25 protein-coding genes are annotated in these 19,865 nt (G+C 69.1%); 14 read left to right on the top strand and 11 right to left on the bottom strand.

The genetic code is table 11. From position 1 onward, the window contains the following. Nucleotides 1–22: 22 nt before the first annotated feature. From BW733_RS06635 to BW733_RS06610, 6 genes are all read right to left on the bottom strand, one after another. Nucleotides 23–697, bottom strand: a complete 675-nt coding sequence (locus tag BW733_RS06635; protein WP_077349032.1) for a DNA alkylation repair protein — start codon at nt 695–697, stop codon at nt 23–25. Continuing rightward, entirely contained in the window at nt 694–1,125 is a 432-nt protein-coding gene (locus tag BW733_RS06630) for a DUF1990 family protein (RefSeq protein WP_077349030.1), read from the bottom strand. Before BW733_RS06630 ends, BW733_RS06635 begins: the two co-directional genes overlap by 4 nt. Then, on the bottom strand, nt 1,122–2,000 hold the full coding sequence (locus BW733_RS06625) for an oxygenase MpaB family protein (RefSeq protein ID WP_077349028.1): 879 nt from the start codon (nt 1,998–2,000) through the stop codon (nt 1,122–1,124). The genes BW733_RS06630 and BW733_RS06625 overlap by 4 nt, the downstream gene beginning before the upstream one ends. 170 nt (nt 2,001–2,170) lie before the next feature. Next, nucleotides 2,171–2,302 carry a PEP-utilizing enzyme gene (locus BW733_RS06620; protein ID WP_202970348.1) on the bottom strand — a complete coding sequence of 44 codons (132 nt, stop codon included), beginning with the start codon at nt 2,300–2,302 and terminating at the stop codon, nt 2,171–2,173. Between the two features lie 60 nt (nt 2,303–2,362). After that, nucleotides 2,363–3,043 carry an SDR family NAD(P)-dependent oxidoreductase gene (locus BW733_RS06615; RefSeq protein ID WP_077349026.1) on the bottom strand — a complete coding sequence of 227 codons (681 nt, stop codon included), beginning with the start codon at nt 3,041–3,043 and terminating at the stop codon, nt 2,363–2,365. Between the two features lie 99 nt (nt 3,044–3,142). Then, a complete protein-coding gene (locus BW733_RS06610; protein WP_077349024.1) occupies nt 3,143–3,631 on the bottom strand; it encodes a DinB family protein in 489 nt (162 codons plus the stop codon). A gap of 31 nt (nt 3,632–3,662) precedes the next feature. Between BW733_RS06610 and BW733_RS06605 the strand changes: the two genes are divergently transcribed. Then, a complete protein-coding gene (locus BW733_RS06605; protein ID WP_077349022.1) occupies nt 3,663–4,031 on the top strand; it encodes an RNA-binding S4 domain-containing protein in 369 nt (122 codons plus the stop codon). 146 nt (nt 4,032–4,177) lie between these two features. Here BW733_RS06605 and BW733_RS06600 read toward each other — a convergent pair whose 3' ends face one another. Further along, the gene (locus BW733_RS06600; protein ID WP_077349021.1) at nt 4,178–4,795 is read right to left on the bottom strand and encodes a TetR/AcrR family transcriptional regulator; all 618 of its coding nucleotides are present in this window, start codon (nt 4,793–4,795) and stop codon (nt 4,178–4,180) included. Nucleotides 4,796–4,867: 72 nt separating this feature from the next. On the opposite strand from BW733_RS06600, the gene BW733_RS06595 reads away from it, so the two are divergent. Then, nucleotides 4,868–5,605, top strand: coding sequence for a CPBP family intramembrane glutamic endopeptidase (locus BW733_RS06595; RefSeq protein WP_161490159.1), 738 nt, complete (start codon nt 4,868–4,870; stop codon nt 5,603–5,605). A 67-nt stretch (nt 5,606–5,672) separates the two neighbouring features. Here BW733_RS06595 and BW733_RS06590 read toward each other — a convergent pair whose 3' ends face one another. Further along, on the bottom strand, nt 5,673–7,283 hold the full coding sequence (locus BW733_RS06590; RefSeq protein WP_077349017.1) for an alcohol dehydrogenase catalytic domain-containing protein: 1,611 nt from the start codon (nt 7,281–7,283) through the stop codon (nt 5,673–5,675). Nucleotides 7,284–7,402: 119 nt separating this feature from the next. On the opposite strand from BW733_RS06590, the gene BW733_RS06585 reads away from it, so the two are divergent. Continuing rightward, a complete protein-coding gene (locus tag BW733_RS06585) occupies nt 7,403–8,344 on the top strand; it encodes a sugar-binding transcriptional regulator (RefSeq protein ID WP_161490158.1) in 942 nt (313 codons plus the stop codon). A 100-nt stretch (nt 8,345–8,444) separates the two neighbouring features. Here the strand turns inward: BW733_RS06585 and BW733_RS06580 are convergent, their stop codons facing one another. Further along, nucleotides 8,445–8,918, bottom strand: a complete 474-nt coding sequence (locus BW733_RS06580; RefSeq protein ID WP_152024597.1) for a hypothetical protein — start codon at nt 8,916–8,918, stop codon at nt 8,445–8,447. 293 nt (nt 8,919–9,211) lie between these two features. Here BW733_RS06580 and BW733_RS06575 point away from each other — a divergent pair, with 293 nt between their 5' ends. From BW733_RS06575 to BW733_RS06535, 9 genes are all read left to right on the top strand, one after another. Continuing rightward, on the top strand, nt 9,212–9,634 hold the full coding sequence (locus tag BW733_RS06575) for a DinB family protein (RefSeq protein WP_237268326.1): 423 nt from the start codon (nt 9,212–9,214) through the stop codon (nt 9,632–9,634). Nucleotides 9,635–9,883: 249 nt separating this feature from the next. Then, entirely contained in the window at nt 9,884–11,056 is a 1,173-nt protein-coding gene (locus BW733_RS06570) for an ABC transporter substrate-binding protein (protein WP_077349011.1), read from the top strand. Between the two features lie 71 nt (nt 11,057–11,127). Further along, a complete protein-coding gene (locus BW733_RS06565) occupies nt 11,128–12,012 on the top strand; it encodes a branched-chain amino acid ABC transporter permease (protein WP_077349009.1) in 885 nt (294 codons plus the stop codon). Next, nucleotides 12,012–12,989 carry a branched-chain amino acid ABC transporter permease gene (locus BW733_RS06560; protein ID WP_077349007.1) on the top strand — a complete coding sequence of 326 codons (978 nt, stop codon included), beginning with the start codon at nt 12,012–12,014 and terminating at the stop codon, nt 12,987–12,989. The genes BW733_RS06565 and BW733_RS06560 overlap by 1 nt, the downstream gene beginning before the upstream one ends. Next, a complete protein-coding gene (locus BW733_RS06555) occupies nt 12,986–13,771 on the top strand; it encodes an ABC transporter ATP-binding protein (RefSeq protein ID WP_077349005.1) in 786 nt (261 codons plus the stop codon). The genes BW733_RS06560 and BW733_RS06555 overlap by 4 nt, the downstream gene beginning before the upstream one ends. Then, nucleotides 13,764–14,462 (top strand): ABC transporter ATP-binding protein, encoded by a 699-nt coding sequence (locus tag BW733_RS06550; RefSeq protein WP_077349003.1) that lies wholly within the window; start codon nt 13,764–13,766, stop codon nt 14,460–14,462. The genes BW733_RS06555 and BW733_RS06550 overlap by 8 nt, the downstream gene beginning before the upstream one ends. Before the next feature lie 113 nt (nt 14,463–14,575). Next, nucleotides 14,576–15,220 carry a CBS and ACT domain-containing protein gene (locus BW733_RS06545; protein ID WP_077349001.1) on the top strand — a complete coding sequence of 215 codons (645 nt, stop codon included), beginning with the start codon at nt 14,576–14,578 and terminating at the stop codon, nt 15,218–15,220. 54 nt (nt 15,221–15,274) lie between these two features. After that, entirely contained in the window at nt 15,275–15,655 is a 381-nt protein-coding gene (locus BW733_RS06540) for a hypothetical protein (RefSeq protein ID WP_077348999.1), read from the top strand. Nucleotides 15,656–15,693: 38 nt separating this feature from the next. Continuing rightward, nucleotides 15,694–16,089 carry a hypothetical protein gene (locus BW733_RS06535; protein ID WP_152024596.1) on the top strand — a complete coding sequence of 132 codons (396 nt, stop codon included), beginning with the start codon at nt 15,694–15,696 and terminating at the stop codon, nt 16,087–16,089. 38 nt (nt 16,090–16,127) lie between these two features. Here the strand turns inward: BW733_RS06535 and BW733_RS06530 are convergent, their stop codons facing one another. Then, nucleotides 16,128–16,745: a cytochrome P450 gene (locus tag BW733_RS06530; RefSeq protein ID WP_077348995.1), complete on the bottom strand. Its 618-nt coding sequence runs from the start codon at nt 16,743–16,745 to the stop codon at nt 16,128–16,130. A gap of 302 nt (nt 16,746–17,047) precedes the next feature. Here BW733_RS06530 and idi point away from each other — a divergent pair, with 302 nt between their 5' ends. Both idi and BW733_RS06520 read left to right on the top strand, forming a co-directional pair. Continuing rightward, nucleotides 17,048–17,596: an isopentenyl-diphosphate Delta-isomerase gene (idi, locus tag BW733_RS06525; RefSeq protein ID WP_077348993.1), complete on the top strand. Its 549-nt coding sequence runs from the start codon at nt 17,048–17,050 to the stop codon at nt 17,594–17,596. Nucleotides 17,597–17,629: 33 nt separating this feature from the next. Beyond that, nucleotides 17,630–18,898 carry an MFS transporter gene (locus BW733_RS06520; protein WP_077348991.1) on the top strand — a complete coding sequence of 423 codons (1,269 nt, stop codon included), beginning with the start codon at nt 17,630–17,632 and terminating at the stop codon, nt 18,896–18,898. On the opposite strand, the gene BW733_RS06515 is transcribed toward BW733_RS06520, so the two are convergent. Beyond that, nucleotides 18,886–19,683: a nucleoside phosphorylase gene (locus tag BW733_RS06515; protein WP_077348989.1), complete on the bottom strand. Its 798-nt coding sequence runs from the start codon at nt 19,681–19,683 to the stop codon at nt 18,886–18,888. The two genes, BW733_RS06520 and BW733_RS06515, sit on opposite strands and share 13 nt — an antisense overlap. Between the last annotated feature and the right edge of the window lie 182 nt (nt 19,684–19,865).

Below are 19,865 nucleotides of genomic sequence, written 5' to 3'. Positions count from 1 at the left end.
TTGCGGGCCCAGCCCGCGCGGCTCAGCCGAGATGCTTCAGCGCCTCCCGCACGGAGAGGGGCGACAACCGCCCGCGGTGTCGGTCCACGAAGCGACGCACCCACTCGGCGTCCGTCCTTGCGTAGTCGCGGAGCGCCCAGCCGATGGCCTTGCGCGCGAAGAAGTCGCCGTCGTCGAGCGAGCCTGCGATGGCGTAACTCAGCAGGTCGAGGTCGGTCTCTTCCCGGAAGCCCAGCTGGCAGATGATCGCCGCGCGCCTCAACCAGAGATCCTCGTCGAGCGCCCAGGCCCGGATGACGCCGGTCATCGTGTCGGGGCGTGCGCGGAAGAGGTCTCCGACGCAGTGCGACAGTTCGTCGACCAGATCCCACCAGGCGCCGTCCACGATCAGCAGGCCGACCGTTGACGCTTCCGTGGCCCACCGCCGGTAAGCGCGATGTCGGATCAGGCCGATGGCGACGTAGCGCTCCTCCCTGTGCGTCGCCGCGTCCCACAGTTCGGCGACACCTTCCCTCCACTGTCTGGCCGTGGCGAACCGGTGCGACGCGACCAGACCGCGGGCGACGGCCCGCGCCTGAGCGACCCCCACCCCGTTGAAGGGCATCGCGGAACGCATGTAGGCCTGCTGCCTGGGCGCTCGCTCGGGATCGGCCACCGCGCGCAGTGCCAAGCGGGCCGCGTCGACCAGGTCGCTCACCGGTCGCCCTTCGCGGCGGACACGTATCTCCGGGTCACCCAGCGTTGGATCGCGTACGTGGCGGGTCCGCCGAGCCTCGACCACCACGTCGCAGGCTTGGGGTGTGCCTCGACCTCGATCCAGGTCCCGTCCTCGCGTCGCTCGACGGTGAACCTCTCCCACCCGCGCTCCGGATGGCCCGGCAGCGCGGCGTAGGTCGATGAGGCCGTGCGGTCGTCGCGCACCGCGGAGGTCACCAGGACTGGGCCGAAATTGGACCCAGCCGAAGCACCAGCCGCTCGCCCGGTGCCGGGAGGGGGAGGCCGCGTCGACTCCGAGGCCGACCGCGCGATGCAGGTCCGGCCCCAGCAGCCGGTCGGCGGCGGGCCGAAGTCGCGCAAGTCCCCGATCCGCTCCCGCACCATGAGGCGGTCGAGGTCCTGGCTCACGCCGCCACTTTGCGCTCGGCGGAGGTTCTCGGCGTCGCGATCGCCCAGCCGGCGACCCGGGTGGCGAGGCGGCCGAGTGGCAACCCGACGAGGCGGTCGAACCACTTCGACGTCGGAAGGCCGAGCAGTTCGCGCGCCCAGACCGGCAGCGTCGAGATCGCCCCGGCGGCGAGCATCCAGTAGCCGGGCTTGCCCGGCCACGGGACGGGTGGGGTCCTGAGCAGGAAGTCGACCGTGTCGAGCGCGGCGGGTGAGGCGCGCAGCTCCGGGCGGTACGACTCGATCACGGCGAGCAGATCCGCCTCGGTCCTGGGGAGGTCGACCGCTCCGAGCAGTTCGCCGACGGGGGCCGCTGAGGCGACGTACTGGTCGGCCTCGCCCTGCTCGAGAGCCTCAGGGCCGAAGTGCTGGTAGGCGGCGAGGAAGCTCTGGGTCTCGGCCACGTGCACCCACTCGAGCAGGTGCGGGTCGGAGGCGCGGTAAGGCGTGCCGTCGTCTGTCTTGCCGCGGACCCGCTCGTGGACGGCGCGGATCCGGCCGATCAGCTCCTCCGCGGATGGGACGGGGCCGTAGGTCGTCATGGCGATGAACTCGCCCGTGCGCTGCAATCGTCCCCAGGGGTCGGAGCGGTAGCCGGAGTGGCCCGCGACCCCGGCCATCGCAGCCGGGTGCAGCGCCTGGAGCAGCAGGGCCCGGATGCCGCCCGCGTACATGGCCGCGTCACGGTTGACCTTCCAGATCGCGTCGCTCGGCCTGTGCCAGCGCTCACCGTCGGCGCCCCAGATCTTGGCCTCGCGCTCCTCCGGGTCCGGCCCGGCTACCCGGGACCGGATGGCCGAGCCGATCAGGTTGCGCAGCGACTGAAGGGGGTTCATGGCCCAAGCCTATGTCGGTGCCGGCGAACGCTCCGGACGCTGGCCGTGCTGAAGGTGGGGAGCGCGTCAACCAACGGTGCCGGGTGCCGCGAGCCCGCGTCGGCCAGGATGTCGACGCGGCGGTCAGTCGGCTTCCGCCAGCAGGACGATCCCCTTGACCCCGTCGACCGTCACCTCGTCGCCGTCCTTGATCCGTGCCGTCGCAGAGCCGGTTCCAGCACCGTCGGGAAGCCGTACTCGCGGGCGACGATCGAGCTGTGCGGCAACGGCCGGCCGACGTCGGTGACCAGGGCGGAGGCCATCGCGAAGAACGGGGTGTAGGCGGGCGTCGTGATGGGCGCGACCGGAAGAGGAGAGCGGGCTCAGATGCGGGTCAGGACCTCGGAGCCGTAGCCGTCAGAGAGAAGCAGGTCGACGACACCCGCGCCTGCCTCGGCCGCGGTGGACAGGCGGCCCTCGTCCTTCATGGCGACGAACTCCTCGCGCGCCGGGAAGTCCTGCGAGCCACGGATCTCGGCCTGCATGTCGGTGTCGACGACTCCGGGCGCGATGGCGGCGATCCGCACTCCCGGCAGCTGCTCGGCCGCGACGGTCTGGGCGTGGTGGTCGACTGCGGCCTTCGTCGCGCAGTAGACGCTCCATCCCTCGAGCGGGCGGCGGCCTGCGCCGCTGGAGATGTGCGCGACCCGCACGGGCAGTCCGTCGGGGCGGTCGCGGAGCACCGCGTTCGTGAGCAGGATGGGCGCCGTCACGTTGACGTTGACGGCCGCGATGGTGGCCTCGGCGTCCTGCTCGCCGGCGAGCGTCGCTGGCCCGAGCAGGCCGGCGTTGTTGACGAGGACGATGTCGTCGGCGTCGGCGAGGAAGTCGCGCAAGGTGTCTCCGGAGAGCCAGGAGGTCAGCGCGCTCGGGTCGGCCAGGTCGACCGCCTCACCCGCGCTGCGGGAGACCCCGAGCACCTCGAAGCCGCGGCGCTCCAGTTCCGCGCCGATCTCGGCTCCGAGTCCGCGGCTGATTCCGGTCACGATGGCTTTGCGGGTCATGGGCTTCCCTTCGTCTGGACGTACCCGGCCACGCTAGCGGCTGGTCAAGACCGCGTCGAGAAGGGTTCGCCGGGGATCACCCTCATCGTGACGCCTACCTCAGCGCGTGGCGAGGATCTGTTCGCGCAGGATGTCGGCATGCCCGCAGTGTTGGGCCAGCTCGCGCAGTACGTGCAGGAGGATCCAGCTCAGGGGCAGTGGGCCGCGACGGTTGCCGTGCACCACCTCCTCGAGCCCGAGTGAGGCGACGGCCGCGCGGGAGGCCTCGCACACGGCCCGGTGCTCGGCCCGGACCGAGGCGACGGTGTCGTCCTCGCCGATCAGGAAGCTCTCGTCGACGGTGCGGGGGATGCCGATCTCGTCGCGGCTCCGGCAGGTGACCGCCTCGTCGAACCACACCTTCTCCACGAAGACCGCGTGCTTCAGCAGACCGAGCGGTGTGGTCAGCGACGGGACGAGCCGCCGTCTCGCCTCCTCCTCGGTGAGTCCGTCGAGGGAGTCGTGCAGCATGGCGCGGTGCTGGTCGATCAGTGCGTCGAGGTTGCCGCGCAGCGAGGGGGTGCCGGACGGGTCGGTGTGCTGGGCCATGGCATCACGCTAGCCGCCCTAAGCTGGGGCAATGGCGCGACTGGATTCCTGGCTCTGGGCCGTGCGGATGTACAAGACCCGCTCGATGGCCACCGCGGCGGTGCGAGGCGGCCACGTCCGCGTCGACGACAAGCTCGCCAAGGCATCACAGCACGTGGTCACCGGGCAGAAGGTGCGGTTGCGCAAGGAGCAGGACGAGAAGCTGCTCGAGGTCGTCGACCCGACCCTGGAGAAGCGCGTCGGCGCCCCGCTCGCTCAGGCCGCCTACATCGACCGGACGCCCGAGAAGCCCCCGCCGATCAACGAGATGACGGGCAGGGTCGCGGTGCGCGACCGGGGAACCGGCCGCCCGACCAAGCGTGACCGCCGCGCGATCGAGAAGCTGCGCGGACGCGACTGAGCGATCCGGTTCCCGCTGGCCCGATCAGGACCCGTGTGGCTGGCTTGAGTTGTGGCGCCGGTACGCGGCAGGAGATCTGCCGCTGGAGCGGCCCCATGGTGCCTTGCCCCGGCATGGTATCGGCCTGTCGCAGCGCCGCGTCCCCATCAGTGGCCGGGGATGACGGCTCGGACGAGCAGATCGACGCTGATCCGCTGGTCCTGCCTGCCCAACATGTCGACAGTGCGCGGCCAGCGCGTCAGATCGAGCCGAGAGAGGGCGCGCTCGAACGCAGGGGTTGGAGCGTCGGTCGGCGCGAGCGCGGCGTACCCGTGGATCCACTCCGTGATGAACCCGGTCGACGCGACCGCCAGGTCGGTCTCGACGCCGACCCGCTCGATGAAGAAGTCGAGGAGGGCTTCGTTGAGGTTCATCGCGTTCGGCCCCGCGACCCGCTGCGCCGCAAGCAAAGCGACGTGGTGCGGAGAGTCGGTGAACAGGCGCATCGCCGACTTGAGGAGTCCGCGGAGTGCGTCCTCGGGAACGCCCACCGTCAACTGGGTCAGGTCAAGGCGCGACAGGAAGGAGTCGGCGAGTGCGGTGGAGAGGTCGGCCATGTCATCGAAGTACGTGTAGACGGCGTTCGGGGCGATCCCCGCCTCCCTTGCCACCCGTCGAAGGCTCAGCCCCGCGACTCCGGCCTCGGCGAGCACACGCTCAGCGGCGTCCAGCAGCAGGGCTGCGCTGATGTCGCCCCGCGGGCCGCGTCTACTTTTCGATGTCACGGCACCATGATAACGTCCCTATTTGTGCAGCGTACAAACAATGCGAGAGCGGTCCGTCTCTACGTCCTCACGGTGCTTGCGAGCATCACCGTTGTCAGCCTTGCCTTCCCTGTCTTCGGCATTCAGCTTCCCGAGTGGGTGGTCCTCGCCGGTCGCTGGATCCCGGCGCTCGTCAGCCTCCTCGTGCTGCGCCTCGTCCCGCTCGAAGGGGGCATCGGGGCCTGGTGGCGCCTCCGGGCCGGGGGCGTCGGGCGCTTCTTTGCGGGACTGGGCGTCGGGGTCCTCGGCCTGGCCGCCGTCTACGCGCTGACGGCGACCATCGCCTCTCTGCTCGGCATCGGCCGACTTCAGACGGCCGGCTTCCTCCTCGCCGTCCTTCCTACTCTCGTCGTCACTCTTCTGCTCATCACGCTCAGCACCTTTGGTGAGGAGGTCGGGTGGCGGGGATTTCTGCAGAAACTGTTGGAGACGAAGGGCTTCTGGGGTGGCGCGGCGAGAGTCTCGGCGGTGTGGGTGCTCTTCCACGTCCCCGTGCACGGAGTCATGGCGGCGCAGGGGACACTGTCCTGGGGCGAGGCGGCTCTGGTGACCGTGCCCCTCTTCGCGCTCGGTCTCTTCCTGAGCGCGGCGGTCGCCCGTTTCGGGAGCGTATGGCCCGCTGTGTTCGGTCACGCCCTCCCGCTCGCGAGCGTGAACCTGTTGCAGGACCCCGGGTCGCTGGGCCCGGGTGAACGCGTGACGGTGGCGACCCTGGAGTTCGGGCTGCTCCTTGTGGCCGCCTCGATTGTCGCGCCGAGGCGGAAGGCCTGATCCGCCTTCGACGCTCGGAGGCGCGACCCGTGCACTGGAGGCACGAGTCGCGCGACCTGCGGGAGGATCAGGCTCCCGCGAGCAGGGCCTCCTCGGCCTCCTTGGTCCAGATGCCGTCCTTCAGCTTCGCCGCGACGTGCGGGAGCTTCTCGTCCATGTCGACGAGGCGGGTCAGCGGCAGGTCGTGCAGCATCGGGTAGACCATGATCTTTCCTCCCGAGGTGCGGTTCATCACCGAGTCGATGGCGTCCTGGAACCCGGCCATGCCGGTCACCGCGTCGAGGGAGATGTGGGTGTCGATGATCCCCTCCTCGATCTTGCGCAGCACGGTGCGCATGTCGGAGACGTCGGAACCCGACGTGCCGAGCAGGAAGATCCGACGCTCGATGATGCCCTGCAGGTCGAACTCGCCGAGCGTCCCAGCGGGGATGCCGGCGAAGGCGTTGAAGATCGCATCCTCGGCGGCGAGGTCGACGGCCTGCGACACGAGCGCGGGGACCGGGACCATGCAGGAGATGTGGGTGAAGCCGGGCTGCAGCTGCGTCTCACCGGTGTTGACGTAGGAGACCTCCACGCCGCGCTCGGCCGCCACCGGGTCCACCGTCTCGGCGAGGTGCCGCAGGCGCTCGTCGCTCAGGTCGGTGCCCGTGACGGTGATGCCCTCGACGCCGGAGGTGACGGCGCGCATGGTGTGCATCAGGCCCATCGGTCCGGCGGCGCCGATGATGGCGACCTTGTCCCCGGCGCGCAGGTCGCCGTTCGCCGGGATCCAGGCGTAGCCCTCCGCCGGGTCGGAACCGGTGGTGCCGACGAAGCGGATGAAGTCGTAGTGGACGCGGCCGATGTCGAGCGAGACCTTGCGGCCGATCGTCGCGCCGTCCAGCACGATGCAGAACACCGAACGGGTGCCGAGCAGCGCCGCCAGCTGCTCGATCACGTCGGCGTCTGCGCCGTAGTAGACGATGTCGTCGAACGTGCGACCCTCTAGCGTGTCCAGGTCGGCGGCGCCGATCGTCAGCACCTCCGCCGGAACGTGTTCCGCGGTCAGGGCCTCGAGGCCGGGCGTCTCGCCCTCGGAGACGACCAGGAGGTGCCCGTCGTCCTTGACGTGGTTGCGCTCGGCCCAGGCGTAGGAGCCCTCGACGGTGGCCCACGGCTCGATCAGGCCGACGGCCGCGGCGGACGGGCCGTCCGTGACGTGGATCAGGAACTCCTCACCGGAGGGGGAGACGGCGCAGCGCTCGTCGATGACGACGTACTCCTGCAGGGCGCCCTCGAAGTTGTAGCCGAGCGCGCCGTTGCTCGTGGGGGTGCGCAGGTGCTTCCAGTCGGCCTGGACAAGCACGCGGTCGCCGACCTTGTAGTGGGTGACCTGGTCGCCCACGGCGACGATCCGGCCGACCGGCTCGTGCCCCGGGACGGCGGGAAGCGTGCCCGGCTTGTAGCTGGGGATCTCCGCCAGCGCATCGGGGGCGATGCCCTCGACGACCTCTGCCTTGCGGGGGTGCGAGTCGAAGGCGTGCAGCAGCTTCGTGTCGCTGAAGCAGATGCCGCAGGCCTCGACCTGCAGCAGCAGCTGATGCGGCCCGACCTCGTCGACGGGCTTGGAGTCGTTGACCACGATCTCGTCGACGCCGACGATCTGGATCGCGTGCTGGTGGGCAGGAATCTGGCTCACTGCATGCCTCTTTCTACGTTGATGTGCTACCAATCTAGGCTGCGGTCCCCGCCCCCGACAGACCTGCGGGGGCAACTGGGCATATGCTCACCACAGCGTTGCCTGGAGGAAGGGAACCCATGGTGCTGAACCCCGCACCCAACGATCTCGACCTCGTCGTGCGCGCCGCCTGGCTCTACTACGAGGACGGCCTCACCCAGGCCCAGATCGCGACCCGCCTCTTCGTCTCCCGGCAGACCGTCGGCCGCCTCCTCGAGAGCGCCCGCCAGCACGGCATCGTCCGGATCGAGCTCGACTCGCAGTACCTCGCCGCCATGCAGCTGGCGACCCGGCTGCGCGAGCGTTACGGCCTGCGTGACGCGATCGTCGCGCCCACCGCGCAGGGCCGCCTGTCGCGCGAACGCACCAACGAGCGGGTCGCCGCCGCCCTCGCCGCCTTCGTCCGACGCCACCTACACCCCGGAGCGGTGGTGGGCGTCAGCTGGGGAGACTCCGTCGCCCGCGCCCTCTCGATGCTGTCGGAGGAGTCGCTCGACGGCGTCCAGCTCGTCGCGACCGCCGGTGAGCTGAGCGCCCTTGACGAGGTGCTGACCAGTTCGCCGCACGTGATGCGCAGGCTGCGGACGCTGCCCGCGCCGCTGCTCGTCTCCAGCGAGACGGTCGCAGGCGCGCTGCGTGAGGAAGCCGCTGTGCGAGACGTGCTCGAGCTCGCGCGCGGCGCCGTCGTGACCCTCACCGGTATGGGCGCCGCCCTTCCTGGCGGATCGGCCGTCCAGTTCGGGGTCACCACCGACGACGAGGTCGCCGAGTTCGCCTCCAGAGGAGCCGTGGGCGACATGCTCGGCGAGTGGTACGACATCGACGGGAACGTGGTCGAGACGTCGTGGTCGAGGCGTCGGATCGGGCTGGGCCTCGACGAACTGCGCGGCCTGAGCAACGTCGTCGGCGTGGCCGGAGGGGTCGAGAAGGTCGACGCGATCCGCGGCGCGATCGCCGGTCATCTGATCGATGCTCTCGTCACCGACGAGCCGACGGCGACCGCCCTGCTCGAGCGTCAGTGAGGCGGAGGGGCCCAGGTCGACGCCGTCCCTGGCTCGGGAACCGCGATCCGCCCGCTGATGGTGATCTCGTGGTCGATCGATACGTCCAGGTCGTTGATCCTCAACTCGGACGGGTCGAGGTGCTCGTGCAGGTCGTGACTGCTCCCGACGAGGCGGCGGAGGCCTCGTTGCCGACCCCCAAGGCGAACGCCGACAGCGGCTGGTCGGCACGCCGCGGCCGTGCGTTCGTCCACCACTCGATCGGCAGGTCGGTGACATGCGCCAGGAGGCTCACGTTGAATCCCTGCACCCGCACCGGGTCGGCGATCACCCGTGCCGTGTGCAGGTGCCCGGGCGTGCGCGTGACCGGCTCCGGTTCCGCTTCCGGTTCGGTGTCGGGGAAACCGCCTGAGAAGGAGAACTCGAGCCCGGTGGCATCGATCTGGAGGTTGACCACATCGGAGCCCGACACCTCGGCGTCGACCCGCAGCCTGTGCTTCCCGCGTACCCGGAGCCCGTCCTCCTCGAGCGCGCCGAGGATCTCCTCGCGGCACCACGTGCGCAACTGTCTGCTGTCTCCCGGCCAGGCCTTCACCGTGCCAGTGTGCTGGAAGGCCGGTGCAGGTCGCACCCGCGAGCCGTTCCAGGTGGTCGCCGCCGGCGCGCGCCGCAGGCAGGGGCTCCATTACGATCGACGACACCGCGCGACGCTGCACGAGAGCGGACGGCGCCACGCAGTGACCGGAGGACGACACCATGGAACAGAACCCCCGGAGGGCCAGCCTGCTCAGCCAGCTGGTGTGGCCCTGGGACAACCAGCTCCGTCCCCCACTCGAGGGCCTCACCGATGACGAGTAACTCTGGCGTCGCGAACCTGACGCGTGGACGGTGCGCCACGTCGACGATGCCGAGCCCGGCACGACTCTCGGGTTCGCCCCTGGCGTGATCGACTTCACCTTCCCGCCACCTGAGCCCGCCCCGCTGACCACCATCGCCTGGCGGCTGGGTCACGTGATCGCAGTGGTCTTCGGCGAGCGCAACGCCCGCTACTTCGACGGCCCGGCCATGGACCACCGCAACATGGCCTATCCGCTCACGGCCGACGCCGCGCTCGACGAGGGGCAGGCTCGGTGGCGCGCAGGCGCCGAAGGGCTCACCGACGAGGCCCTCCAACTGGACTGTCGAGAGCCGGGTTTCGAGTCGGACTCGATGGCGGACCTGCTGCTGCACATCCACCGCGAGGTCATCCACCACGGGGCCGAGATCTGGCTGCTGCGCGACCTCTGCCTGCGCCGCGACCGCCTGGGCTGAGCGGCCTCACTTACGGCACTGACGCCGAGAAGACGCCCGTGGGACAGGGCGGCGACCTGGTCGGGAGGCGGTGGCCGGGGCATGGCGACGGGCGCCGCGAGTGCCCGCACACCATTTCGCAAGACGGATCGGTCTCGTCTCGCTTTCATGACCTCCGGCCGAATTCGCGTTCTTCGATGCTTAGATGGCCCCAACGTCACGCCCGGCGTGGCATTTCGGACCAAGCCCCTTCCCTTCCATGGAGGCATCATGAACCTGAGCCGTCGCACTCTGCTCGGAGCATCCGCAGCTGCCGCCGTCGCCGGCGCCCTTTCCGCCTGTTCCGCCAAGCCCGGTGGCGGCGGGGGAGGCGAGGCCGGCGGTGACACCGTCAAGCTCGGCATCAACTACGAACTCTCCGGTGGCGTCGCCACCTACGGCCAGGCCTCCGTGGTCGGCATCAAGATGGCCCTCGACGAGCTGAACGAGGCCGGGGGCATCGACGGCAAGAAGGTCGAGCTCAAGGAATACGACAACAAGTCCGACGCCGCCGAGGCCACCACGCTCGCCAACAAGCTGATGGCCCAGGACGGCGTCATCGCCTGCATGGGCCCCGCCACCTCCGGCAACTTCAAGGCAACCGTCCCGGTCGCCAACAAGAACAAGATCCCGGTCGTCTCCGGCTCCGCCACCGCCGACGACGTGACCGTCTCCGGCGACAAGGTCGAGGAGTACGCGTTCCGCATCTGCTTCAACGACTCGTTCCAGGGCACGATCATGGCGAAGTTCGCGGCGGAGAACCTGTCTGCGAAGACCGCCGTCATCATCAAGGACAACTCCAACGACTACTCCAAGGGCCTCGCCTCGGCCTTCACCGAGGAGTTCCCGGGCGAGATCGTCGCCGAGGAGGCGTTCGTCGCCGGTGACACCGACTTCAACACCATCCTCACCCGCATCAAGGGCGAGACCTTCGACGTCATCTACCTGCCGGGCTACTACTCGGAGGCAGGCCTGATCATCAAGCAGGCCCGCGACCTCGGCATCACCGCCCCGGTCCTCGGCGGCGACGGCTTCGACTCGCCGAAGCTGCTCGAGCTCGGCGGCGCAGCGGCGCTGAACGACGTCTACTTCACCAACCACTACTCGTCCATCGACGAGGACCCCAAGGTGAAAGAGTTCATCGAGGCGTTCAAGAAGAAGAACAATGAGGAGCCCAACGCGTTCCACGCTCTCGGCTACGACCTCGGCAAGTTCGTCGCCGACGCCGTGTCGCGTGCGAGCGAGCTGACCGGCGAGGCCGTCCAGAAGGCCATGGCCGAGACGAAGGGCTTCGTCGGCGTCACCGGCACCTTCGACATGGACGAGAACCACAACCCGGTCAAGTCGATCGTCGTGATCGGGCTCAAGGACGGCGTCCAGGACACCTCCGAGAAGATCGGCTGAGCTAGAAGGCAGGTAGGCGCGGTCGAGTCCGACGGACCCGGCCGCGCCTCACCGATGGAAGGGGTGGGACCGTGACGGAGTTTCTGCAACAGCTGATCAACTCGTTGTCGCTGGGCAGCATCTACGCGCTGATCGCGCTCGGCTACACGATGGTCTACGGCATCATCAAGCTGATCAACTTCGCCCACGGCGAGGTCTACATGGTCGGCGCGTACGTCGGCTACTTCAGCATGTCGGTGCTGAAGCTCGGATTCTTCGAGTCGCTGGTCCTCGCCATGCTGATCTGCACCGTGCTCGGCGTGCTGATCGAGCGGATCGCCTACCGACCGCTGCGCAACTCCACGCGCATCGCCGCGCTGATCACGGCGATCGGTGTCTCCCTCCTGATCCAGTACACGATGATGTTCTTCGTCGGTGCCGACCCGCGCGCCTACCCGGCGATGCCGGACTTCATGAACGGCTCGATCAACCTCGGCGGCGTCGTGATCAAGAACCAGCAGATCCTGATCATCGGCGTCTCGGTGCTGCTGATGATCCTGCTCCAGTTCGTCGTGAAGAAGACGAAGATGGGCAAGGCCATGCGGGCCGTCTCGCAGGACCCCGACGCCGCGCGCCTGATGGGCATCAGCGTCGACCGGACCATCTCGTTCACGTTCGCCATCGGCTCCGCGCTCGCCGGAGCGGCGGGCGTGCTGGTCGGCGTCTACTACAACTCGATCAACCCGCTGATGGGCATCATCCCCGGCCTGAAGGCCTTCGTCGCCGCGGTCTTCGGCGGCATCGGCATCATCCCGGGCGCCCTGATCGGCGGCTACGTCATCGGCGGCTCCGAAACCCTCGTTTCGTCGCTCGGCTTCTCGCTGTTCAAGGACGGCGTCGTCTTCGCCATCCTGATCGCCATCCTGATCATCAAGCCGACCGGTCTCCTCGGCAAGAACCGGAAGGAGAAGGTGTGATGTCGAAGTTCAAGAGCATCGGGCTGCGCGCCCTTCCGTTCATCGTGTCCTACGTCGTCGTGCTCGCCCTGATGAACCTCGGCCTCATCAACGACTACATCTTCTCGATCATCGTCACGATCTGCGTCAACATCATCCTCGCCGCCAGCCTCAACCTGGTCACCGGCTTCACGGGGCAGTTCTCGCTCGGCCACGCGGGCTTCATGGCGGTCGGCGCCTACACGTGCGCCCTGATCTGCATCTACCTCGGCCCCGTCATCGGTGACGTGCCCGCCTTCCTGCTCGGCATGCTGGCAGGCGCGACGGCAGCGGCGCTGATCGGCGCCGTCGTCGGCCTTCCGACGCTGCGGCTGCGTGGCGACTACCTCGCCATCGCGACCCTCGGCATGGCGGAGATCATCCGCGTGATCATGCTGAACCTGCCCATCACCAACGGCGCCGCCGGCCTGTCGGGGATCCCGCAGGTCGTCGACTGGAACTGGGCGTTCCTGTTCACGGCGCTGACCCTGATCGTGCTGTGGAACTACATCCGAAGCTCCCAGGGTCGACGCGCCATCGCCGTGCGCGAGGACGAGATCGCGGCTGAGGCGATCGGCGTCAACACGACGGCCACGAAGGTCCAGGCCTTCACGATCGGCGCGTTCTTCGCGGGCATCGGTGGCGGCCTCTACGCGTCCTACTTCTTCCTGATCAAGCCCGACCAGTTCGGCTTCCTGCGCTCCATCGACATCCTCGTCATCGTGGTGCTCGGCGGACTCGGCTCGCTTTCGGGCACGGTGATCGCGGCCATCCTGCTCGCCATCGTCTCGATGCTGCTCGCGCAGTTCTCCGACATCCGGATGATCATCTACTCGCTCGTGCTGGTGCTCATCATGATCTTCCGCCCAGGCGGCCTGATGGGCTCGAAGGAGATCACCGACACCGTGTTCGGGAAGGTGTTCAGGCGGTCCGACAAGACCGAGGAGGCGGCGGCATGATCCTGCTGAATGTCTCGAAGCTGACCCGCAACTTCGGCGGCCTGACCGCCGTGTTCGAGGCGAGCCTGCACATCGACAAGGGCGAACTGATCGGCCTGATCGGCCCCAACGGCGCCGGGAAGACGACGCTGTTCAACGTCCTCACGGGCGTCTACCCGCCGTCCTCGGGCACCATCGAGCTGACGATCGACGACAAGACGACCTCGCTCGGTGGCAAGGCGCCGCACCGGATCTGTGCGGCCGGCGTCGGCCGCACCTTCCAGAACATCCGCCTCTTCAAGGACCTCACCGTCCTCGAGAACGTGATGATCGCGCTGCAGCAGAACGTGCCGTACAACCTGTTCACCTCGCTGTTGCACATCCCTCCCTACGGAGCGAGCGAGCGGCGGATCCGCGAGGAGAGCCAGGAACTGCTCGACCTGATGGGTCTCGGCCGAAAGTCCGGCGAGCTGGCCAGGAACCTGTCCTACGGCGAGCAGCGGCACCTCGAGATCGCGCGCGCCCTCGCCACGCGCCCGTCGCTGCTCCTGCTCGACGAGCCGGCCGCGGGCATGAACCCGGCCGAGACGGCTGAGCTGACCGGACTGATTGCCCAGCTCCGCAGGGACTTCGGCCTCACCGTCCTGCTCATCGAGCACGACATGAGCCTCGTGATGAAGATCTGCGAGCGCATCTACGTGCTCGACCACGGCATCGTGATCGCCTCGGGCACCCCGAGTGAGGTCCGCAACAACCCGAAGGTCATCGAGGCCTACCTGGGAGAGGAGGCGCCAAGTGCTTGAGGTCAAGGACCTGCAGGTCCACTTCGGCGTGATCAAGGCCATCAAGTCCATCTCCTTCGAGGTGAACGAGGGCGAGATCGTCACGCTCATCGGCGCCAACGGCGCGGGCAAGACGACGACGCTGCGCGCTCTCTCCGGGCTGAAGAAGCCCAGCGGGGGAACGATCACCCTCGAGGGAAAGAACATCACCGGCCTGTCTGCCCAGGACCGGGTCCGTCGCGGCATGTCGCACGTGCCCGAGGGCCGTCGCATCTTCCCCGACATGACGGTGCTGGAGAACCTCGAGCTCGGGGCGTTCCTGCGCAAGGACGCCGTCACGGCCGACTACGACGAGGTCTACGGACGCTTCCCGATCCTGGCCGAGCGCCGCAAGCAGCTCGCGGGAACCCTCTCGGGCGGTGAGCAGCAGATGCTCGCCATGGGTCGGGCCCTCATGGCAAAGCCGAAGGTGCTGCTGCTCGACGAGCCCTCCATGGGGCTGGCGCCCCTGCTCGTGCAGGAGATCTTCGACATCATCGTCAACATCAACAAGGCGGGCACGACGGTGCTGCTTGTCGAGCAGAACGCCAACATCGCCCTGCAGATCGCCAACCGGGCCTACGTGCTCGAGACCGGCTCGGTCGTGCTGTCCGGGCCGGCGGCGGAGCTGTCGCAGGCGGAAGAGGTCAAGCGCGCCTACCTGGGCGGCTGAGGGGTATGTGTCCCCCGGGCAGGCGCGCGGGGGACCGGAACGCTAGGGTCGTCGCTAGGTGACACCGAGCGCCGAACAAGGGTGTGAGGCGCGGAAACTGGAGGGCAACAGAGATGTTCGTGAAGCAGCGGATGACGGCCAACCCGTACACCGTCGCCCCCGACCGCTCGATCCCCGATGCGCAGTCGGTGATGGACGAGCACGGAGTCCGGCATCTCCCTGTCGTCGAGGGGAGCCGGGTCGTCGGAGTGATCTCCCGCAACGACATCGCCGCCGCGTCGCCGTCGAAGGCCACGACGCTGAGCGCGCAGGAGGCCACCTACCTGATCTCGAAGCTGAAGGTCGCGAAGGTGATGAGCTGTCCCCCCGTCGTGATCGCCCCCGACGCGCTCCTCGAGGAGGCGGCGACGATCATGCGCGACGCGAAGATCGAGATGCTGCCCGTCGTTTCGGGCGATGAGCTGGTCGGCGTGATCACCGAGTCGGACCTGCTCGACGCGTTCATCGACATCCTCGGTTTCCGCGACCACGGCACCCGCCTCACCATCGAGGCGAAGGACGAGCCGGGCGGCCTGAGCAGGCTGACCGGCATCACCGCAGCGCACCAGGCCAACATCCAGCACCTCGCCGTGCACCGCGGCAACCTCGACACCAGCGTGGTGGTGGTCGGCCTGAACAGCCGAAACACCGAGGCCATCGAGGCCGACCTGGCCGCTGCGGGCATGCGGATCATCGCCCGCAGGATCAACGCGGACTGAATCTTTTCGCCCCGATCCGTTGCGTGGGGCCGCCCGTGGCAGCAGGCTTGACCCATGAGCGAAGACAAGGACGCACTCGACTTCGACCTCGAGGACGGAAACCCTGACGGTCTCGAGTCGTTGACCGCAGAGCAGATCGCCGATAAGAGCCACCCCTACGGCGAGGTGACGGCCGAGGACCTCGGCAGCGACGAGTTGATCGACGACGGCGCCGACCCGGCCTTCTGGGTCCCCGAGGACCCCGAAACCCCGGTCGACGTGGCCCTGCGTGCCCGCAACGACACCGGTGGGGGCGGGACGATCGACGAGTACCTCGCCCAGGAGGAGCCCGACCCGAACGCGACCTCCGACTACGAGTACTCCGAGGACGACGACACGGCTGACGAGGAACTGCTCGTCGGCGACGTCGCCGAGCCCGACGACGAGGGGTACTGACCGGCGGGCGATGGTCGCTTTACGCTTCGAACTGCACGGTGACTGAAGTCGAGGACGCCATGGGACGACGCACCCCACTACGCGCCTTGCCCCCTGGTAAGGGCGATGTCGGGACCGGCGCGGTCATGCCCGTCCTTTTCCTGGTCGCGGTCGTGGTCTTTTCGGCTCTCGGGTGGATCGACGACCTGGCTGTTCCGCTGGCCCTGCCACTGATGATCTGCCTGGATGTGTCTCGTCGTCGTTCAGGACTGCTCCGGGGTGCCCTGCCGGTGCTCGTGCTTGGCTTCAGCTGGCTCACGCTGTGGAGTCTCGTCTCGCCGACCGATGTGCAGGCAACCGCGGTTGCCGGCACGGTCCTTGCCTACGCAGCCGGTGGCGCGGGCCTGATCTTTCTGGTGCGTGCCATCGGCGGGGAACGCCCGGCCGAAACCTGACGACGCAGTCCGATCCAAGGGGACTGCCAGACCAGTCATCACCCTCGTCGCTCGATGAGCATCGGCATGCCGCCGACGGGGCTCAACGTGCCCTCCATCGCCCAGGCCGGCCGGTGGCCGGGAGCCAGCCGTGGGGAGCAGCGCCGACCGAGGGTCGCCACCAACAGGTGCGACTCGAGCAGCGAGAAGTGGTTGCCGATGCAGACCCGCTCGCCGGTGGCGAACGGATGGTAGGCCTGCGGATGGCGCGCCGCCTCGGCCCCGCGGGCGAAGCGGTCGGGATCGAAGCGCTCGGGATGGTCCCAGAAATCGGGGTGACGGTGCGTCCAGTACGGCGCGAGCATCACAGGGGTGCCCGGCTCGAGGTGGGTGCCGAGCAGGTCGACCGGCTCGACGGCGTCGCGCACGTAGAACGGTGCGGCGGGCCACAGGCGGAGCACCTCCTTGACCACCTGCAGCGTGTAGGGCAGCCGCTTCAGGTCATCGACCGTCGGCTCCCGGTCGCCCAACACCGAATCCAGCTCCTCGTGCAGCCGCGCCGCGACCTCCTGGTTCGCCGCCAGCGCGGCCCAGGTGGCCGTCATCGTGCGGGCCGTCGTCTCGTGGCCGGCGAAGAACATCGTGATCGACTCGTCGCGCAGCAGCGACGCGCCCATCGCGGACCGTCGTCGTCGCGGGCGCCCATCGAGCCGATGCCGAGCCGAAGCCGGAACAGGTCACCGTGCTCGCGCCACATCCGCCCCGTCTGCCCGAGGAACCCGTGCCGCGCGATTCCCGCGAGGGAGTGGACGGGGGAGGGCCCGGGCAGGCTCGACGTCGGCACGCTCATGGCCCGAGCCTATGCGCGGTGGAGCGGCGACAACGGCTGGTGCGCGGTGCCACCCGGCGGGTGGCAGGTGCAGTTGCGCAGGCAAGACGGACTCGTCGCTGCTTGCCGCGATGGGTAGGGTCCAGTCCCATGAGCTCAGACGACCGCCAGGTGATCCTCGTCGACGACGACAACCGCGTCCTCGGAACGGCGGCGCGGTCGACGGTCCACACCACGCAGACGCCGCTGCACCGCGCCTTCTCCTGCCACGTCCGGCGCTCCGACGGTCGGTGGCTCCTCTCGCGGCGTGCCGTCACCAAGCGCACCTGGCCGGGCGTGTGGACAAACGCGTTCTGCGGACACCCGCAGCCGGACGAGGACCCGGTCGAGGCGATCGTTCGGCACGGCCGCGACGAGCTCGGCTTCGACGTCGACCCGTCGGCTCTCGCGGTCGCGCTGCCCGACTTCCGCTACCGGGCCGTCGACGATTCCGGCATCGTCGAGAACGAGATCTGCCCGGTGTGGATCCTGGAGGCCGATCCCGAGGCGCGCCCGAACCTGGAGGAGGTCGCGGCCCTGCAGTGGGTCACCGCCCTGGAGATGGACGCGATCATCGACAACGCGCCGTTCCTGATCAGCCCCTGGGCGGTGCTGCAGTGGAAAGGACTGTGCGAGGCCGGGCTGATCGACCGGGGGTAGCCTGACACCCATGCCCGACCCCACCTCCGCTCGGTGAGCCTCGCAGACCGGCTCCGCGGCGTCTTCGCCGACGTCCGACCGCTCCGCCAACCCGACTTCCGGAGGCTGTGGGTCGCCAACATCGTCACGGTGATCGGGGCCCAGCTCACCGTCGTCGCCGTCCCCGCCCAGATCTACGCCATCACCGACTCGTCGGGGATGGTCGGCCTCACCGGCGTCTTCGGCCTTGTCCCGCTGATCGTCTTCGGCCTGTGGGGCGGCGCGCTCGCCGACCATGTCGACCGCAGGCGGCTGCTCGAGATCACGACCTTCGGCCTGGTCGCCACCTCTGCGCTGTTCTGGGTGCAGGCCTTCCTCGGGCTGAACAACGTGTGGCTGCTGCTCGGTCTCTTCTCCCTGCAGCAGGCGTTCTTCGCCGTCAACCAGCCGACCCGCACCGCCATCCTGCCCAAACTGATCCCGCTGGTTCAGCTACCCGCCGCGAACGCGCTGAACATGACAGTGATGTCGGCAGGGGCGATCGCCGGCCCGCTCGTCGGCGGCGCGCTGATCCCTGTGCTCGGCTACTCGTGGCTCTACCTGATCGACACCGTCACGCTGCTCGCGACGCTCTACGCCGTCTACAAGCTGCCGCCGCTGCCCGTCGAGAGCCCGAAGGGGTCGCCGGGGCTGCGCTCCGTCATCGAAGGCCTGCGCTACCTGGCCTGGCACAAGATCCTGCTGCTCAGCTTCCTGGTCGACCTGATCGCCATGGTCTTCGGCATGCCGCGCGCCCTCTACCCGGAGATCGCGCACGTCGCGTTCGGCGGACCCGAGGAGGGAGGCGTCGAGTTCGCCCTCCTCTATGCCGCGATGCCGCTCGGCGCGGTGCTGGGCGGCGTGTTCAGCGGCTGGGTGTCGCGGGTGCGCCGACACGGGATGGCGGTGCTCGTCTCGATCGGCGTCTGGGGGACGGCGATGGCCCTGCTCGGCCTGTGGGTCGGGCTGGCACCCCTTGCCACGCGGATGATGCTCGGGGCCTCCCTCGCCATGCTGGTCGTGGGCGGCGCAGCGGACATGGTCTCGGCGGCCTTCCGTCAGTCGATGCTGCTGAGCGCGGCCGATGACGACGTCCGGGGCCGGCTCCAGGGCGTGTTCATCGTCGTCGTCGCGGGCGGACCGAGGGTCGCCGACGTGCTGCACGGCGCGGCGTCGGAGGTCGTTGGGCCAGCCTGGGCCACCGGCGGGGGCGGGCTGCTCGTGCTGGTCGGGATCGCCGTGGTCGCCGTCGCGTTCCCCGCGTTCAGGCGCTACCGACCCTGACCCGTCGCACCCTCCAGCCGCAGCGCGGCGGTCGCTGCGACGCGGATCAGGCGGTCTCGCACCTCGTGGTTGTCCTGCCAGCCGCGCTCGTCCCAGACCTCGCCGGTCAGGTCGTCGCCTCCGTAGAGCACCTGGGCGAGCGGGACGCCGCGGAACCGGGCGACGGCGGCCACCGCGGAGGCCTCCATGTCGACGGTGAGGCAGCCTTCCTCGACGCGGGCGGCGATCCTGCCGGGAGTCTCGCGGTAGATCCCATCAGTGGTCCAGGCGCGCCCCTCGGCGAACGGAAGGCTCAGGTCGGTGAGCGTGGCGCGCAGCACGTCGACGGCGACCGGGTCGGAGTCGAGCGTCCGCGCCGGGGGCAGATAGTGGTGGGACGCGCCCTCGTCGCGCAGGGCGGAGGTGACCAGGACGAGGTGTCCGAGCGTCAGGTCGGGGCGCAGCGCTCCGGCGCCCCCGCAGGCGATGAACGAGCGACAACCGAGCGCGATCAGCTCCTCCAGCATGCTCGCGGCCGGCGCCGCACCGACGGGCATCGGCGCGAGCGTCACCTGGCGGCCCTCGTGGTTGATCTCGTAGACCGGGCGCGGGCCGTCCTCCCAACGCAGTTGCATGATCCGCCTGCCGTGGGTCTCCTCCACGGCGCGGTCGGCGGCGTCGCGGAACCAGGTGAGCACGCAGGCCCTAGGCACGTCGTCGCGCGGCGTGATGAGTGCCGAAGGGGAAATGAAGGCCTCGCGGTCGTGGTCGAACTCGAGCAGCGGGCTGACGGGGCGTTCGGTCATGGCCCTGAAGCTAGCAGCAGGTCTCCGCGTCGCGCCGACAGGATTGTCGAACGGGGTCGCGACGGTCGGTCGCTCGCGTAGCCTGCGGCCCATGGACTCCGCCTCCGCAGAAGGCTCGGCCCGCATCGCGGGGGGCGATGACGGCGGTGCTCGGCGTCGCGCTCCTCGCCGCCCCGCGGACG

The organism is Tessaracoccus flavescens, assembly GCF_001998865.1.
Taxonomy (GTDB): domain Bacteria; phylum Actinomycetota; class Actinomycetes; order Propionibacteriales; family Propionibacteriaceae; genus Arachnia; species Arachnia flavescens.
This window is presented reverse-complemented; position numbering and strand designations above follow the sequence as displayed.